The 16,902-nt window shown below is 44.6% G+C and carries 16 protein-coding genes, 1 riboswitch and 1 other annotated feature; of the genes, 11 read left to right on the plus strand and 5 right to left on the minus strand.

Annotated features, from left to right (window positions below):
• The first annotated feature begins 49 nt into the window (after positions 1–49).
• The 10 genes from ybaK (at position 50) to trpS (ending at position 11,137) form a co-directional block, all read left to right on the plus strand.
• A complete protein-coding gene (ybaK, locus tag AC25CA_RS04835) occupies positions 50–532 on the plus strand; it encodes a Cys-tRNA(Pro) deacylase (RefSeq protein WP_486815920.1) in 483 nt (160 codons plus the stop codon).
• A 62-nt stretch (positions 533–594) separates the two neighbouring features.
• Positions 595–1,452 (plus strand): class II fructose-1,6-bisphosphate aldolase, encoded by an 858-nt coding sequence (locus AC25CA_RS04840; protein WP_486815921.1) that lies wholly within the window; start codon positions 595–597, stop codon positions 1,450–1,452.
• A 565-nt stretch (positions 1,453–2,017) separates the two neighbouring features.
• Complete coding sequence (locus AC25CA_RS04845) at positions 2,018–3,697, plus strand: formate--tetrahydrofolate ligase (RefSeq protein ID WP_486815922.1); 1,680 nt, start codon at positions 2,018–2,020, stop codon at positions 3,695–3,697.
• A gap of 26 nt (positions 3,698–3,723) precedes the next feature.
• The gene (gene hutU, locus AC25CA_RS04850; RefSeq protein ID WP_486815923.1) at positions 3,724–5,751 is read left to right on the plus strand and encodes a urocanate hydratase; all 2,028 of its coding nucleotides are present in this window, start codon (positions 3,724–3,726) and stop codon (positions 5,749–5,751) included.
• 10 nt (positions 5,752–5,761) lie between these two features.
• Positions 5,762–6,664, plus strand: coding sequence for a glutamate formimidoyltransferase (ftcD, locus tag AC25CA_RS04855; protein WP_486815924.1), 903 nt, complete (start codon positions 5,762–5,764; stop codon positions 6,662–6,664).
• Between the two features lie 6 nt (positions 6,665–6,670).
• Positions 6,671–7,912 (plus strand): imidazolonepropionase, encoded by a 1,242-nt coding sequence (gene hutI / locus AC25CA_RS04860; RefSeq protein ID WP_486815925.1) that lies wholly within the window; start codon positions 6,671–6,673, stop codon positions 7,910–7,912.
• Between the two features lie 33 nt (positions 7,913–7,945).
• Positions 7,946–8,563 carry a cyclodeaminase/cyclohydrolase family protein gene (locus tag AC25CA_RS04865; RefSeq protein WP_486815926.1) on the plus strand — a complete coding sequence of 206 codons (618 nt, stop codon included), beginning with the start codon at positions 7,946–7,948 and terminating at the stop codon, positions 8,561–8,563.
• Between the two features lie 91 nt (positions 8,564–8,654).
• Positions 8,655–9,071 (plus strand): Fur family transcriptional regulator, encoded by a 417-nt coding sequence (locus AC25CA_RS04870; RefSeq protein WP_486815927.1) that lies wholly within the window; start codon positions 8,655–8,657, stop codon positions 9,069–9,071.
• A gap of 12 nt (positions 9,072–9,083) precedes the next feature.
• Positions 9,084–9,692, plus strand: coding sequence for a TetR/AcrR family transcriptional regulator (locus tag AC25CA_RS04875; protein WP_486815928.1), 609 nt, complete (start codon positions 9,084–9,086; stop codon positions 9,690–9,692).
• A 55-nt stretch (positions 9,693–9,747) separates the two neighbouring features.
• Positions 9,748–9,952, plus strand: a binding site (T-box leader).
• 186 nt (positions 9,953–10,138) lie between these two features.
• Positions 10,139–11,137 (plus strand): tryptophan--tRNA ligase, encoded by a 999-nt coding sequence (trpS, locus tag AC25CA_RS04880; RefSeq protein WP_486815929.1) that lies wholly within the window; start codon positions 10,139–10,141, stop codon positions 11,135–11,137.
• Between the two features lie 288 nt (positions 11,138–11,425).
• Here trpS and AC25CA_RS04885 read toward each other — a convergent pair whose 3' ends face one another.
• From AC25CA_RS04885 to AC25CA_RS04905, 5 genes are read right to left on the minus strand one after another with little or no spacing between them, the layout of a single operon-like run.
• Entirely contained in the window at positions 11,426–12,160 is a 735-nt protein-coding gene (locus tag AC25CA_RS04885; protein WP_486815930.1) for a hypothetical protein, read from the minus strand.
• 10 nt (positions 12,161–12,170) lie between these two features.
• The gene (locus AC25CA_RS04890; protein ID WP_486815931.1) at positions 12,171–13,265 is read right to left on the minus strand and encodes an ABC transporter substrate-binding protein; all 1,095 of its coding nucleotides are present in this window, start codon (positions 13,263–13,265) and stop codon (positions 12,171–12,173) included.
• Positions 13,247–14,095, minus strand: coding sequence for an ABC transporter ATP-binding protein (locus AC25CA_RS04895; protein WP_486815932.1), 849 nt, complete (start codon positions 14,093–14,095; stop codon positions 13,247–13,249). The genes AC25CA_RS04890 and AC25CA_RS04895 overlap by 19 nt, the downstream gene beginning before the upstream one ends.
• Entirely contained in the window at positions 14,095–15,132 is a 1,038-nt protein-coding gene (locus AC25CA_RS04900) for a FecCD family ABC transporter permease (RefSeq protein ID WP_486815933.1), read from the minus strand. Before AC25CA_RS04900 ends, AC25CA_RS04895 begins: the two co-directional genes overlap by 1 nt.
• Positions 15,132–15,692: an Ig-like domain-containing domain gene (locus tag AC25CA_RS04905; protein ID WP_486815934.1), complete on the minus strand. Its 561-nt coding sequence runs from the start codon at positions 15,690–15,692 to the stop codon at positions 15,132–15,134. The genes AC25CA_RS04900 and AC25CA_RS04905 overlap by 1 nt, the downstream gene beginning before the upstream one ends.
• 70 nt (positions 15,693–15,762) lie before the next feature.
• A riboswitch (molybdenum cofactor riboswitch) is annotated at positions 15,763–15,878 on the minus strand.
• Between the two features lie 279 nt (positions 15,879–16,157).
• Between AC25CA_RS04905 and AC25CA_RS04910 the strand changes: the two genes are divergently transcribed.
• Positions 16,158–16,871, plus strand: coding sequence for a phosphatase (locus tag AC25CA_RS04910; protein WP_486815935.1), 714 nt, complete (start codon positions 16,158–16,160; stop codon positions 16,869–16,871).
• Positions 16,872–16,902: the final 31 nt, after the last annotated feature.

Raw genomic sequence — 16,902 nt, forward strand, 5'->3', positions numbered from 1 at the left:
AATTAAGATGTACAATGTAAGGGAAAGAAATGAAGAAAGAGGGAAAGCTATGAGCAAGAAGAAAAAAACCAATGCGATCCGGCTATTGGAGCGTCAAAAAATTGCCTATGAAATACGCGAGTTCAGCATTGATGATGGTTTGATGGATGGGCTGAGCGTTGCTCAAAAGACGGGTCAGATGCCAAATCAGGTATTTAAGACGCTTGTTACACAAGGCGAAAATGGAAATATTTGTGTCTTTTGTCTTCCGGTTTCATCTTCTTTGGATCTGAAAAAAGCGGCCAAAGCTGCGGGCTCAAAGCGGATACGAATGATCCCTATGCAAGACTTGCTGGCACGAACGGGATATGTGCATGGTGGATGTTCGCCTGTTGGCATGAAAAAAAGCTATCCTACATGGATTGATCAATCAGCCATGGGGTATGATAAAATTTGTATGAGTGGTGGAGCTAGAGGGATTCAGGTCTGTTTATCACCGAAACAATTGCAAAAAATGATTGATTCGCAATGGGCTGATTTAAGGGAGGCGTAACGGGGTCCCTGCAAAAATGATTTCTGCGATGAAAGAGTCCAATGGGTAAGGAGGAAATGAGCATGTTGGTTTCAGGTATAGATGTAATGAAACACGCCCATAGAAACGGATATGCAGTGGGTGCTTTTAATGTGAACAATATGGAAGCGATTCAAGCGATTATCGAAGCAGCGGAAGAGTTACAATCACCAGTGATTATTCAAGCCTCGCAAGGCGGTTTGAAATATGCAGGGGTAAAGTATATGGCCGCAATGGTGAAAGTAGCGGCGGAAGTTGCTAGTGTGCCTGTGGTCCTCCACTTGGATCATGGTACAGAATTCTCTAGCCAAGTGCAATGCTTGCAAGCGGGCTGGACATCATTGATGATTGATGCATCTCATTATGACTTGCAAGAAAACATTGCAAAGACGAAAGAAATTGTGGAAATGGCTCACCAAGTAGGTGTTGGCGTGGAAGCAGAGCTTGGGAAGATTGGCGGCGTGGAAGATGACATTGCGGTTGACGCAAAAGACGCGGTATATACAGAGGTGGATGAGGCATATGATTTTGTATGTGCGACAGGAGTTGACTATTTGGCGATTGCGGTAGGTACCGCCCATGGTCCCTACAAGGGAGACCCCAAGATTGACTTCACGCGGATTGCGGAAATTAAAGCGAAAGTCAATATGCCTTTGGTACTGCATGGTTCTTCGGGCCTGCCGAAAGAATCTATTGAAAAGGCAATTGCCGCCGGTATTAATAAGATCAATATCGATACAGATCTTCGCCAGGCTTATCACCGTGCCGTGAAGAAGTTCGTTACGGAAAACCCAGATATTTATGATCCTCGTAAAATCAACGCACCTGGAAAAGAGGCGATGAAAGAAGTTGCCAAAGATAAAATGCGCATGTTTAATTCAGTGAACCAGGCGTGGAGATAGTGACCAGACAAACCCATGGGGACACCTATGGGTTTTTTTATGGTCACCCCATGCTTCCGCGCCCTTTTAGGTCGCTATCGCAATCGGTGTCCTAATTGGTCTGCCCATGCTTTCGCGCCCTTTTAGGTCGCTATCGCCACCCTTGACCTCATTGTTCACCCCATGCTTCCGCGCCCTTTTAGGTCGCTATCGCCACCCTTGACCTCATTGTTCACCCCATGCTTCCGCGCCCTTACAGGCCGCTATCGCTCTCGTCGGTTTTCAACCGACTCGTAAGAAAACGTTTTTTTAATTCAAGGGGTTTTCATATGTATTATTCGTGTTTATCGAAGATTTTTGTAAACATGATAGCTTGAAAGAGAACAAAATGGTCTGAGAACGTATGAATATCAACATGAAGGTTTTTTCATTCGGAAAAAGTTGCCCTAAAGGGATACTAAAATAGTCTGAAAAGTGTTATTATGATAGATGGCAGAGTTCTTGTAAGCTGCGGATCAAATAGAGCATTGTTGCATGAAATAGGACTGTTTTATGAATAAGAAATCGATGATATGTGAGGTGTAGGATGGCGAATGTAGGAACAGATATTGAGATTGCAAGAAGCGCAAAGATGAAAACCATCGATAAAATTGCAGAGGAAGCTGGAATTTTATCATCGGAATTAGAGCCCTATGGAAGATATATGGCGAAGATTTCCCTAGACGCCATGAAACGCTTGAAGGATCAACCTGATGGCAAACTGATTTTGGTGACAGCCATCAATCCGACCCCGGCAGGGGAAGGCAAGACAACCACGAATATCGGCTTGAGTATGGCCATGAATCAATTGGGCAAGAAGACCTTCACAACCTTGAGAGAGCCTTCTTTAGGCCCAGTATTTGGTATCAAGGGTGGTGCCGCCGGTGGCGGATACTCACAAGTGTTGCCTATGGAACAAATCAATCTCCATTTTACCGGAGATATTCATGCTATTACGTCTGCGCACAATTTATTGACGGCGCTTTTGGACAATCATATTCATCGTGGAAATGAATTGAATATCGATCCAAGGCGTGTAGTCTGGAAGCGCGTTATGGATTTAAATGATCGTGCTCTTAGACATGTCAATGTTGGATTGGGTGGTCCATTGAATGGCGTGCCGCGAGAATCTGGATTTGATATTACAGTTGCCTCCGAGATTATGGCCATCCTTTGTTTATCTAATGATATTGAAGATTTGAAGCGACGATTGGATCGAATTATTGTGGCTTACACCTATGATGTTCAGCCGATTCGATGTAAAGACCTAGGGGCGACGGACTCTTTGGCTATTCTTCTACGAGAAGCCTTGAATCCCAATCTGGTACAAACGATTGAAGGAACACCGGCTATTATTCATGGGGGACCCTTCGCAAATATCGCACATGGATGTAATAGTGTATTGGCAACAAAGATGGCTTTGAAACTTGGAGATTATGTAGTGACTGAAGCTGGATTTGGTGCAGATTTGGGTGCCGAAAAGTTTTTTAATATTAAGTGCCGCAAGGCGAATTTGACACCGGATGCTGCTGTGATCGTGGCGACTGCTCGTGCGTTGAAATTTCACGGTGGGGTGGAGAAGACACGATTGACAGAGGAAAATCTGGTAGCCGTGAAGAAGGGATTTGCCAATCTTGAGAAGCACGTGGAAAATGTGCGAAAATTTGGAATTCCTTGCGTGGTGGCCATTAATGTATTTGCAAGTGACACCCGAGAAGAGTTGGATTTGATTCATCGCTTGTGTCATGAAATTGGGATCGAAGTTGTTCTGGCGGAGGTTTGGGGAAAAGGCGGAGCCGGCGGATTGGCTTTGGCAGAAAAAGTGATTGAATTGGTGGAAAGCAACCATAATAATTTTCACTATCTTTATGATTCAAATCGCTCGATTCGAGAGAAGATCATTACCATTGCCAAGGAGATCTATGGAGCGGATGGGGTGAAATTTTCTAAGGAATGCGAGAAGCATATTGCAGAGCTCGAGGAATTGGGTTTGGATCGCTATCCAATCTGCATGGCGAAAACACCGATGTCCTTATCAGACGATCCGCGTTTAAAGGGACGTCCAGAAGGGTTTAAAATTAATGTACAACAAATTCGCGCCAAAGCTGGCGCTGGATTTTTGATCGTATATACAGGAAATGTTATGACCATGCCGGGATTGCCGAAAGTGCCATCTGCGGTGAAGATGACCATCGATAAAAATGGAACGATTCAAGGGTTATTTTAAAACAAAACATAAATAAGGGGGATGACATGATTCGAAACGAAGCGATTGATCAAGCGATGCATGTAAAACTCGAAGATGTATGCAAGGAGTTGCCCAAGCCGCCCGTTTTTGAAGCAAACAAACGACGCGCACCAAAACGAGCATTTACCTTGACTCAAGAGGAAACGGTATTGGCTCTGCAAAATGCCCTTCGGTATCTGCCGGAGAAATGGCACCAAACGATGGCACCAGAATTCTTGGAAGAACTCCGCACCCATGGCCGAATTTATGGGTATCGATTTCGACCCGAAGGCGCCATTAAAGGAAAAGGAATTGATCAGTATAAGGGGAAAACGGCAGCAGGAAAAGCGATTCAGGTGATGATCGACAACAACCTGGACTTTGATATCGCCCTCTATCCCTATGAGTTGGTGACCTATGGCGAGACGGGCCAGGTCTGTCAGAACTGGATGCAATATCAATTGATACGCAGATATTTAGAAGAGCTTCAGGAAGATCAAACCCTGGTGGTTGCTTCTGGCCACCCCGTTGGATTGTTTCACTCCGACCGCCATGCACCACGGGTGATTTTGACCAATGCTTTAATGATTGGCATGTATGACAATCAAGAAAATTGGAATCGCGCCATGCAATTGGGTGTAGCCAATTATGGCCAGATGACAGCTGGAGGCTGGATGTATATTGGACCTCAGGGGATTGTACATGGCACCTACTCGACGCTACTGAATGCGGCACGCCAACGCGCGGATCGAGCTGCCGATGCCGATTGCACGGGACTACTCTTTGTATCCAGTGGACTCGGCGGAATGTCAGGTGCGCAGGCGAAATCGGTTGAAATTGCCAACGGGGTTGGCATCGTTGCAGAGGTAGACGCATCCAGAATCAAAACCCGCCATGACCAGGGCTGGGTATCCGAGGTTGCAAACACACCAAAAGACGCGTTTTCCCGTGCTGAGCAAGCCAAAGAAAAGGGCCAAGCTCTTTCAATTGCTTTTCATGGAAATATTGTCGATCTATTGGAATATGCGGCAGAACATGAGGTGACTATTGATCTATTGTCGGATCAAACCAGCTGTCATGCGGTGTATGACGGGGGATATTGTCCGGCTGATGTTACTTTTGAAGAACGAACTCGCCTCCTTTCCGAGGAGAAAAATCGTTTCGAAGCGATGGTGGACCAAACCCTAAAACGACATTTTAAAGCGATTCAAGCCCTAGCGAAACAGGGCACCTACTTTTTCGATTATGGAAACAGCTTTTTGAAAGCCGTGTTTGACGCGGGCGTGCCGGAAGTTTGCAAGAATGGCAAGGATCCCATTGATGGATTTGTTTTCCCATCCTATGTGGAAGATTTGATGGGTCCTTTGTTCTTTGATTATGGCTATGGACCGTTTCGTTGGGTGTGCTTGTCAGGGGATCCGACTGATCTTGACAAAACTGATCAAGCGGCTATGGACTGTATCGATCCAAATCGAAGATTTCAAGATCGAGACAACTACAATTGGATTCGGGATGCCAAGAAGAATGCTTTGGTGGTGGGAACCCAGGCGAGGATTCTTTATCAGGATGCTATGGGCCGTATGAAAATTGCTCTTCGATTTAATGAGATGGTGAGAGAAGGTGTGATTGGACCGGTTATGCTGGGTAGAGATCACCACGATACTGGAGGCACAGATTCTCCTTTCCGCGAAACATCCAATATCAAAGATGGCAGCAATATTATGGCAGAAATGGCTACCCATTGCTTTGCGGGTAATGCAGCACGAGGAATGACCATGATCGCCTTGCACAACGGCGGTGGTGTTGGCATTGGCAAGGTTATCAATGGTGGATTTGGTTTGCTTTTAGATGGAAGTGAACGGGTTGATGAAGTGATTAAATCGGCGATTCCATGGGATGCTATGGGCGGTGTGGCGAGACGGGGATGGGCGAGAAATCCTCATGCGATTGAAACCGCCATGGCATACAATGAAGAGTATGCGGGACGAGATCATATCACGCTTCCATTTTTAGCGGATGTCGATGCATTGACTAAGCTTGTCAAAGGGAAATAGGAGGAAGATCATGGATAAAAAATCCTTGTATCAAAGTGTTCCAAATTTTAGCGAAGGTCGAGATTTAAAAAAAGTTGAAGCAATCGTTGACTGCTTTCGAGGAAATCCAGGGGTAAAGCTTTTGGATTATAGTTCAGATGCCGATCACAACCGATCGGTTGTAACCGTCGTTGGAGAACCGGGACCCCTGAAGGAGGCGCTGTTCAATGCGGTACAAATAGCGACTGAACTGATAGACCTTTCAACCCATCAGGGACAACATCCCCGTATGGGCGCAACCGATGTGATCCCCTTTATACCCATACAAAATGCAAGCATGGAGGAAGCACGGGGCTTGGCGAATGATTTAGCGAAGCGATTGGGAGAAGAGCTGAAGATTCCAGTGATTCTTTATGAAGAGTCAGCAACGGCACCCCATCGCACCAACCTGGCCAAGGTACGAAAAGGCGAGTTCGAAGCCATGAAGGAAAAACTGCTTGAGGAAGAGTGGAGACCGGATTTTGGCCCGAATGCACCACATTCTACTGCGGGGGTTACCGCTGTTGGGGCACGAATGCCTTTGGTTGCTTTTAATGTGAATTTGAACACCAACGATTTGTCCATTGCTTCGGCGATTGGCAAGAAGGTACGTCATTCTTCCGGTGGTTTGCGATTTGTAAAAGCCATGGGTGTTGCTCTAGAAGATCGTGGGATTGTACAGGTTTCCATGAATATGACCAATTATACCAAAACGGCACTTTACCAAGCCGTTGAGATGGTTCGATTTGAAGCGGCGCGCTACGGGGTTGCCGTGATAGGAACAGAATTAATCGGATTGGCGCCGATGGCGGCCTTGATCGATTCTGCCGTTTATTATATGGGTCTCGAGGACTTCTCATATGAGCAGGTGCTTGAAACCCATTTGATGGAGTAGGTGAGAATGATGTTGTGGATTCAAAATCCATCGGAAGTGGTTACCTGTCATGCGATGCAGGCGAAAAAAGGCAAGGACATGCAAGATATTGGACGTATGACCGGGGTTGAAATCTTGATTCAAGACGATAAAATTCTAGCAATCGCGCCGCGAGTAGATCTTGAAGCGGCCTATGATCTTGCTCAGGCAGAGGTATTAGATGCCAAGGGCCATTCGGTTCTTCCGGGCTTTATTGATTCCCATACTCATTTGGTTTGGGGTGGGGAACGCGCAGAGGAATTTTCTTGGCGCCTTTCCGGTATGGACTATATGGAGATTATGAACCGCGGAGGCGGGATTGCCGCATCCGTTGAAAAAACGCGGGCAGCCTCGAAAGAAGAATTGATTAAGGCAGCGAACGAGCGGCTGGATTCCATGCTTCGCATGGGGGTAACGACGGTGGAAGCCAAGAGTGGGTATGGATTGAATTTAGAGACGGAACGCAAGCAGTTGCGTGTGGTCGAAGAACTCAATCAGATCCATGCGGTGGATCTTGTAAGTACCTATATGGCTGCTCATGCCATTCCTAAGGGCATAGGGAAAGAAGACTACATCTCGTCCATCATTGAAGAACTGGCCGAAATTCGCAAAACCACAAATGCCGAATTTTTCGATGTTTTTTGCGAAAAGAATGTCTTTGAACTTGCTGATACAAAGAAACTTCTGGATGCAGCGGCTGGCCATGGATTTTCTTTGAAACTCCATGCCGATGAGATTGTTTCTTTGGGGGGAGCGGAATTGGCAGTATCCATGAAAGCGACCTCAGCGGACCACCTCTTGCAGGTAACCGAAGATGGCGTACGCGCTTTGGCGGAAGGGGATACCATTGCGACCTTGTTGCCGGGTACTGCCTTTAGCTTGCAGACTGACTATGCGCCAGCACGGCGACTGATTGAAAATGGTTGCGCACTTGCCCTGGCATCGGATTTGAACCCGGGCAGTTGCCATTCAGAGTCGATTCCCTTGATCATTGCTTTGGCATGTTTGCAGATGAGTATGACGATTGAAGAAGTGATCACCGCTTTAACCATCAATGCGGCAGCCGCAGTGAATCGTTTGGATACCATAGGATCTTTGGCTGTGGGCAAGCAGGCGGATCTGATTCTACTAGATGCACCAAGTTATTTTCAATTGATCTATCATCTCGGTGTGAACTCCGTGAAAACCGTTGTAAAAAAAGGAAAAGTTGTTTATCAACGAGACTACTAGAACAAGCAGTTTTGCTTGATACAAGGAGGTACTATGTTACAGGAAAAACGAGTCGATGAGTTTATGGAAACCCTTGCGTCTAATGCACCGGTACCTGGTGGAGGGAGCGTAGCAGCTTTAAGTGGAGCTCTTGCGGCAGCTTTGACAGAGATGGTGGCGAGCTTGACGGTAGGGAAAGCCAAGTATGCAGAATCTGAAAAGGAGATGCAAGAGATTTTGATTGCTTTCTCCGACTATCGAGAAGCATTTTTACGCGGCATGGACGAGGATGCCCAAGCTTTTCATTTAGTCATGGACGCTTTGTCTATGCCGAAAGAAACCGATGACCAAAAGAGTGTTCGGAAAGAGGCCATGCAAAATGCTTTTAAAGAAGCTTCTCGGGTACCCCTTGAGACGGCACGCTTGGGAATGAATCTCTTCCCAGGAATTCAAGTGGTCGTAGAACGGGGAAATCAAAATGCGGCATCCGATGGATTGGTTGCTGCCATGATGGCACGAAATGCAATATTATCTGCTCTTCTAAATGTGCGAATTAATTTACAGTCCATCAAGGATGAAAACTTTGTGATCGCCACGCGAAAAGAAGTTTTAGACCTGGAGCGACAGGCCATTGCGCAAGAAGCTGAAATTTTAAAATTAGCCCAGTTTTAGCAGATGGAGCATCGAAAATTTTCGATGCTTTTTTCTTTTACAAAACTATGATAAACTTGTAATGAGTTCAAAATGAAAATGGGGTGAAATAATGGATCTAAACATACCTTCTTTCTTGAGAAACCAGGGAATTAAAGCTTCTTATCAACGGATACGGATCTATGAGTATCTGATGAATAGCCGAACCCATCCAACGGTTGCGGAAATTTATGATGCCTTGATTACAGATATCCCTTCTTTGTCGAAAACAACGGTGTACAACACTTTGAATCTCTTTGTGGAAAAAGCTTTGGCTGAAGAGGTTACCATTGAAGGCAGTGAAATGAGATACGATATCAAGGATCCAAAAGGTCATGGGCATTTTAAATGCACCCAATGCCATCGGATTTTCGATATTCCGATTGAGATCGAGAATATTTTTACAGAAGAGTTGAGTGAATTCCAAGTACAAGCCCAATTTGTACACTTTGTTGGAGTCTGCCCAGACTGCTTGAAAAAGAATAGCTAAGGAGGAAGCACGATGCCTCAAATACAAAAGGAATCTGTAAAGAAGAGAATTATGAAGGAAGCGAAAGCAGCCTTTTTACTTGCAGGATATCAAAATACATCCATGCGGCAAATTGCTAAAAAATCGGATATGACCGTGGGAAATCTATATCGATATTTCGAAAACAAGGCGAGTCTTTTTGGTGCAATTGTCGACCCCTTTTTGAGAGAGATCGACCAAGTATTGAAGGAGACGACCAAAGATTGGGTGAGTTTAAGTATCGCTCCTGTCGGGGTTTTTGACCTAGAAAAAAAGTCTTGTCAAGAGGCCATTTTTACAATGACTCGTTTTTTGGTTCGTATTATTAGACAGCACCGAGAGGAGTCGATTTTGGTATTGGCAAAGTCCAGCGGCTATCGGTATGGGAATACCCTTCAAGATACAGTGGGGTGGATTCATGAAGTGTTCGTTGAGCGTGAACGAGCAATGGGACGAAAGGTCTTGCCCATTTATACAAAGGCGCTGGCCAGTGGATTTTTAGAAAGTTTAATGGTTATGATCCAAGAGTCAAAAACAGATGAGGAAGCAGAATTGGTGCTGATGCAATTGATTGAAAATTATTTTCGGATTCCAGCAAAGTAAGACAATATGGTTGATTAATAGCGGTTTATTTGTTAGAATAAGTTCAATTCAATAAGAAACATTATTGCACAAGAAGAGTAGCTGAAAGAACTAGGATAGCGAGCGGGGAATGGTGAAAGCCCTGCCTAAAGACTTTTAGTGAATGGACTTGTAAAATGACCGACGAATACATAGTCGGATCCGGTTCCCGTCGTTATGGGATAAGCGGGATGCGAGTTGCATCCAACAAAGGTGGCACCGCGGAGAGATTCGTCCTTAAACCCAATCTGGGTTTAAGGGCTTTTTTTATGTAAGATGAATAGATCTTCGTTAAGCTATTAGCAAAGAGTTGAGCTTGCTAACACAGAGCAGAGGTGACAATCTGCTAATATACTGTTAAGCGAAGATGGTCTGACTTGAACAGGATTCAAGCCAGAATTCATGAGTTGAGAAAGGAGGAAATTGAGATGGAAGAAAAAAAGATTATTTTTAGCGGCATTCAACCAACTGGGGTATTTACACTAGGCAATTACTTGGGGGCAATTCGCAATTGGAAGAACTTGCAGGACGAATATAACAGTATATTTTGTGTTGTCGATCTGCACGCCTTGACGGTGCGTCAAGTGCCAAAGGATCTTAGGGCTCAAACCTATCAGGCATATGCTTTAATACTAGCCTGCGGAATTGATCCGGAAAAGGCCTTGGTATTTGTACAATCCCATGTATCGGGCCATGCCGAGTTAAGCTGGATCCTCAACAACTATACCTATTTTGGTGAATTGAGCCGTATGACGCAGTTCAAAGCGAAGTCGCAAAAGCATGAAGACAACATTAATGCGGGGCTCTTTGATTATCCAGTCTTAATGGCAGCGGATATTCTCTTGTATCAAGCGGATTTAGTGCCAATTGGTGCCGATCAGAAACAGCATTTGGAATTAGCACGGGACGTAGCAGACCGTTTTAACAAAGCATACAGTCCGACTTTTGCAGTACCGGAAGGGTATTTTGGAAAATCGGGTGCGCGAGTGAAAAGCTTGCAAGAACCGACGAAAAAGATGTCCAAGTCGGATACCAATGAAAAAGGATATGTTCTTTTGTTGGATCCGCCAAATGTGATTCGAAAGAAATTTAGAAGCGCTGTAACGGATTCTGATGCTAAGGTTACCTATGATCCAGAAAATAAGCCGGGAATTGCAAATCTAATGGAGATTTATCAAGCCATTACGGAAGACTCTTTAGAATCAATTGAGATAAAGTTCGAAGGCAAAGGATATGGAGCCTTTAAGGATGCTGTTGCCGATGTGGTAATCGAAGAACTTGAGCCGATTCAAAAGCGATTTGAAGAATTGATGAGCGATAAAAAGGGCTTGGAAGCGATTATGAAAGAGCATGCTGAGAAGGCAGACCGCATGTCTGTGAAGACCCTCAGAAAAGTGAAGAAAAAGATTGGCTTGGTTCAAGTATAAATGCCATTTAGTCAAAAGTAGATTGAGTCTAAAAAGATCCCTCAAATCCGAATATAATTGGATTTGAGGGATCTTTTATTTCATGCAGGTAAAGGCGGTTGAAGTCCACCTTCGGTATTTGCAATTGTAGCAAGATGGGTCTAAGTCTGAAACACATTCATCCTCGTCATCCATAAGGAAAGAGGAACAGTTTTCTGCAATTTTGTGAACCAGATCCCAGTCTTCCTGGCCGCCTTGATAGGCGAGTTGTCCATGCTTGTTGAGTGTGAATACGGAGTGATCCATTTTTTAAAACCCCTTTAATCGTTGTTTGGTACAGTTCTTCCAGAGATGGTCCTCGGGATCTTGAAACAAGAGCAATACGGATTCATGATTCAAGAGTACGGTTTTTACCTTATTGGATAAGGAGACAATCGTGTCTACTGGCAGAGCTAGGCCTTGAAGTGTTTCTACGCGATCGACTCTGGGATGATTGAGCAGATCTTGAACTCTTGTTGAAGAATGAGTCACCGGGATTTGAAAATTCCCTTTAAATCGCCCGTCATTGCCGGTCAATCGTAATCCAGTACCGGCTAAGGCCCCAATGACTCCGTCGCCTGTGCCTCCATGTTCAGAAAGGTGGATATCCAATTCTTTGGCCAAGTCATAGGCGTCTGCTTTAGTTAGCACTTGTTTCTTTGCTTTTTTTCCAAATTCCATTAGTTTTTGCGGATCTGCTAATGTTTCTTCGTTGATGACGCAGAGGCCTGGGTCTGATCCCTCGGCACTTTCAGTCTTCAGAAAATTAGAGGCAAAAGCAATAATGGGTTCGAAATGATCTTTGTGGATCGTTGCTCGAAAACACATGGAACTATTGTGCGAGGTATAGGGAATATCTTCGTGAACAAAGAGTTGATGGCGGGTCACGCCTGAACAGGTTCCCCATCCCTTTTCTTCAATACTTGCCGCGATCGTTTCGCATAGTTCGCCGGTTCCTGCACTGGTCAGATTATCTGTGTCATCGATGGTCAATAGTATCTTCATGTCGGCCCCCTTATTTTTCATAGCGTGAATTTTTACTGGCAAGAATCAGGTCTAAAAATTCTTCTGAAATATCGTACTCAAAAAATTCCTTGTAGAAATAACGCGTTTCAACTTTTAGGTCAATGTCTGCAAAATAGTCTGGATACAAGGTTTTTGCTGTCCATAGAATGGCCAATGGGGTTTCGATTGAGGTTGGATGGCCCCAACGAGAAATACCAAGTGGCATGCGATAAACGCGGTCATTGATGACGGCATCCAGGGTTTGCCATTGATCCTTGGTGCGAATGTAGTCGTCAACACCTTCTTCATTTACCAAAATCACGTCTGGATTCCACATCATGATCTGCTCAAGACTGGCGAAGTACTTGTTGTCGGTAAATTCCAAGGGATCTTCCAGTGAAACATTGATGGCTCCAACAAGCTTCAACCAGTCGGCCGGAAGCGTGCCGGGAGCATCGGTACGTGTTGCTTCATTTACGGAATGGTAGATTCTCACTCGTTGGTCCATGGGGATGGTTGCAACGACGGTTTCAACGCGTTCGATACAGTCCTTATAGAAGTCGATATAGCCTTGGGCTTCTTCTTCTTGATGGAGGGCAATACCCATTTGCTGCACCAGATACAGCTGTTCATCTATGGTGTTGAAGTCGACAACAAAATAGGGAATATGTAATTTATCAAATTTTGAGGTTTCTTTTTCAAAGGTCGCGATTTCATTGTCGATAAAAATCAAATCTGGATCTGCATTCAAGACTTCTTCAACATTGATGCTGCCACTGACCTTGGGAATTACTGATTCTCCGATGGAGGGGCAGATTTCCAAAAGTAGTTTGTCGCGGCGCAGTCCATTGCTGATGGCCGTGATCTTCTCGCCCTCTCCCAGCATGGTGGTGATATGTCCGGCTACGGCAAAGAGGGTGCCGATGGAATTTATTTCATCGGGAACCGCCACCTGGCGTCCAATGGTGTCGGTTACCAGGCTTGTTGCAACAGCAGGTTCTTGGGTTGCGGTTGGTCCGGTTGAACAGGCTGTCAGGCTTAAGCTTGACAGCAGGAGGAGAAATAGAGGAATAAGGCTTCGTTTTTTTAACCAAGTTTGTCGCATAGAACCATCCTTTCGCTTTCTGATTTTGTCGTTTTAACAGGGACAATGGTTTTCAAACCGCTGGATTGTCCATTTTGGATCGAAAGGATTCGTGAATTTACACCAAATACCGTTTCGATATTAGATACGGTAAGAACTTCGTCGGGCTGACCAATGTCTAAGATCCTCCCTTGTTTCATCATGGCAACGCGGGTTGGAACCCCATTACTCTGCAGATAAAAGGCGTGATTGGGAAAATGAGTGGCCATCATAACCGATAAGTTTTGTGTTTTAATCATCTTGACAATGGTTTCTAAAACCATCAATTCATGAGCAAAGTCTAGGTGAGCTGTGGGCTCATCCATTAAGAGCAGGGGTGTTTTTTGTGCAAGGGCGCGGGCTAAAATCACCAACTGCCGTTCGCCACCGCTTAGTTGTGTAAAGATTCGATGTTGGAAGGATGATATTCCAATTTCTTCCAAGGCGGCTAGAGCGATTTGTCTGTCTTCTTCATTTGGGCTGGCGAATACACCCGTATAGGGAGTTCTACCCATAAGTACGAAATCGAGTACTCGATAAGGAAAGGTATTGCGCCTAGATTGAGGGACATAGCCGATTTGTTTCGCCATCTCCTTGGCTCGTATTTTCCGAAAGTCTTTTCCTTCAAAAAAAATTTTCCCCTTCTGCATGGGATGAGCGCTGATCAAATGATCAAGGAGGGTTGTTTTTCCGCATCCGTTTGGGCCAACCAGACAAAGCACTTCTCCCGTATCCATATGGAGAGAAATATCTTGAAGGGCATCCAATTCTGGGTAGGCAAAGGATAGGTCTTGAATTTCAATTAAATGCATTACCATCCGCCTCCTTTGGTTCGTTTCAATAAGTAAACATAAAAGGGTCCACCGACCAGGGCTGTCAAGATGCTTAAGGGCAATTCACTGCCTGTTAGCATGCGACCGGCATTATCGATTAGAATTAAGAAGCAAGCGCCGATGGACATGCTGGCAGGAATTAAATAACGGTTGTCATTGCCCACAATCATACGTCCGATATGGGGAATAACGAGACCGATCCATCCGATAATTCCACTGACGCTGACCGCACCTGCAGTTGCCAAGGTCGTAAAGATGACAACGGCTATTTTGTATAATCGTGTATTTAGTCCCAAAGATCGGGCTTCCTTGTCGCCTAAGGATAAGACATTGATTCGCCATCGCAAGGCAAAAAGCCCCAGGGTACCAAGTAGAATCGGGATTAGTGAAATCGAAATTTCGCGGTAATCTGCATTGGCCAAGCTGCCCATCAGCCAAAATACGATGGTAGGCAATTCATCAAAGGGATCGGCGACATATTTCAAAAATGAAATCAATGCCGAAAAGATCGAAGAAACGATGACGCCGCCCAAGACCAACATAATATTGGGTACTGTGCTGTAGATTCGACCGATGAGATAGCTGAAAAATACAGCGATCAAACTAAAGACAAAGGACAGCACATAGATCATGACCACATTGTCGAAGAGAATGATTCCAAGGGCTGCGCCAAATCCTGCACCGGAGCTAACCCCAAGAATGCCTGAATCTACCAGTGGATTATGGAAGAGACCTTGCAGGGAAGCGCCACTGACTGCCAGTGCTCCACCAACCAATGCACCTAGTATGGCGCGGGGAAGGCGAATATCCCAGACAACAGTCTGGGTAATGGCTGGCACATCTACGGGGATTCCCGTAATTTTGCTCCAAACGGTATCGATCACCATTGGTGCTGAAACAGGATATCGGCCGATAAACATGGTGATCACGATAAAGACAAGAGGCATAAGTACAAAAGATACGGATAATAAGCCATGTAGGGTTTTGTTTTTTTGAGAAAGTTCCACGCCTTTCATTATTTTCTCTTATATCGTTGGAATCCAATGAAAGCAATGGCTGCAAGGGCGATCAGACCCATCCATAGCAATCCATTATTTGAAGAAGGAGGAGTGGGTTCTTGGTCAGTATGTTCAATGACGACTTCGCCTCCAATGGTTGTGAAAGAAACTTCTAGCGCTTCTTCCAAGGCAGTTCCGCTCTTTGAGGTTAAATCCTTGCTAATTTTTACGATATAGGTTGTTCCTTCCAATAAAGTGTTTCTTGGTCGTATGTAGAGATAATCACGTTTTTCACGATCGACCTGGTCATCCGCCATAAACAAGTCAAAGGAAACTTGATTTCCATCTTGATCTACGAATTCGATACAGGTTTTGTTATTTTCGGATACCTTCATGTTGACGACATTCTTTGAAAACATCAGCTCAATTTCCTCAAGATCCGTTGAAATGTCAACTGCACCATTTTCGGGACTGGAAGATTCGAGAGTAAGAGGCTCGCCATTTGCCGCAAATCCAGTGCTGGCTAGTAGGCAGACCAAAATGAGTAGACCGGTTGCTGAGATGATTTTTTTCTTCATGATTGCGTTCTCCTTTTAATTATCGTCAGAAACAGAAAATCCCCCTTGAAAGGAGGAATGATAGCAAACGAATAATGCTAGAAATTCTCCTTTCCAAATGGGAGGCTAAAAGGTTTCCCTTGTAACCCAGCGGTCCAATTACCGTGGCATTGCGGTAGGTTAGAGGACTCGGAGTACTAACGATATATGATTAAGTATAGTATACAATAAGTAGTAGGTGTCTGTGCACAAAAACGAGAAAATTCAAGTACTTTTGAATCAAGTGTTTTATATAATTTTGAATTCATTGCTTTTGTTAAGAATAAATGTTCCTATTTCGTCTATATAGGGTGCCATCGATCGATCAAATCGTAGTTGAAGAGGATAAAGGAATTGACGAACTGACTTGTACAAGATAGGGTATAGGTGCTGAAATAAGTGACGAAAAGTAATATTTTATAAATGGGATTTTAAAGGAGAGGCGAATTGAAACTAGTAATGGATTTACACACACATACCGTGGCGAGTAGCCATGCCTTTAGTACCTTGAAGGAAAATATTGAAGCGGCAGCTGAAAAAGGACTAGTAGTAATGGGAACCAGCGACCATGGCGGCGGCATGCCGGGGGCGGCACACCCCTATATGTTTTCGAATTACCGTGTGGTGCGACCTCAAATAATGGGGGTTCGAATTTTACGTGGGATCGAAGCGAATATTGTCAATTATGAGGGAGAGATTGATATTACACCATTTGTCTTAAGTAAGGTGGAATATGTAATTGCCAGCATTCATCAACCTTGTTATACCATTGGTTCTAGGGATGAGAATACCAATGCTTTTATTCATGCCATGAAAAATCCTCATGTAAATATTATTGGACATTCTGACGATGATCGCATTCCCGTTGATTTTGATCGTTTGGCCAAGGCTGCCAAGGAAACCGGAGTTGCCTTGGAATTGAACAACTCTTCCCTGGTAGCGAATTCGGTTCGAAAAAACGGTAGAGTAAATGCAAAGGCGATGTTGATTGCGGCAAAAAAACATGGTGCGCAGATTCTTCTTGGTAGTGATGCACATATTTACTTGGATGTTGGACGATTCGATGAAGCCCTTGAACTAATAAAAGAAGTAAACTTTCCAGAAAAACTGATTATTAATACGAGTGTAGAGAAGTTGAACAAACTGATCAATCATGAATAAATGAGGCAGGCGCGAGAATTTGGTGCCTGTT

The organism is Gottschalkiaceae bacterium SANA (assembly GCA_036323355.1).
GTDB lineage: Bacteria > Bacillota > Clostridia > Tissierellales > GPF-1 > GPF-1.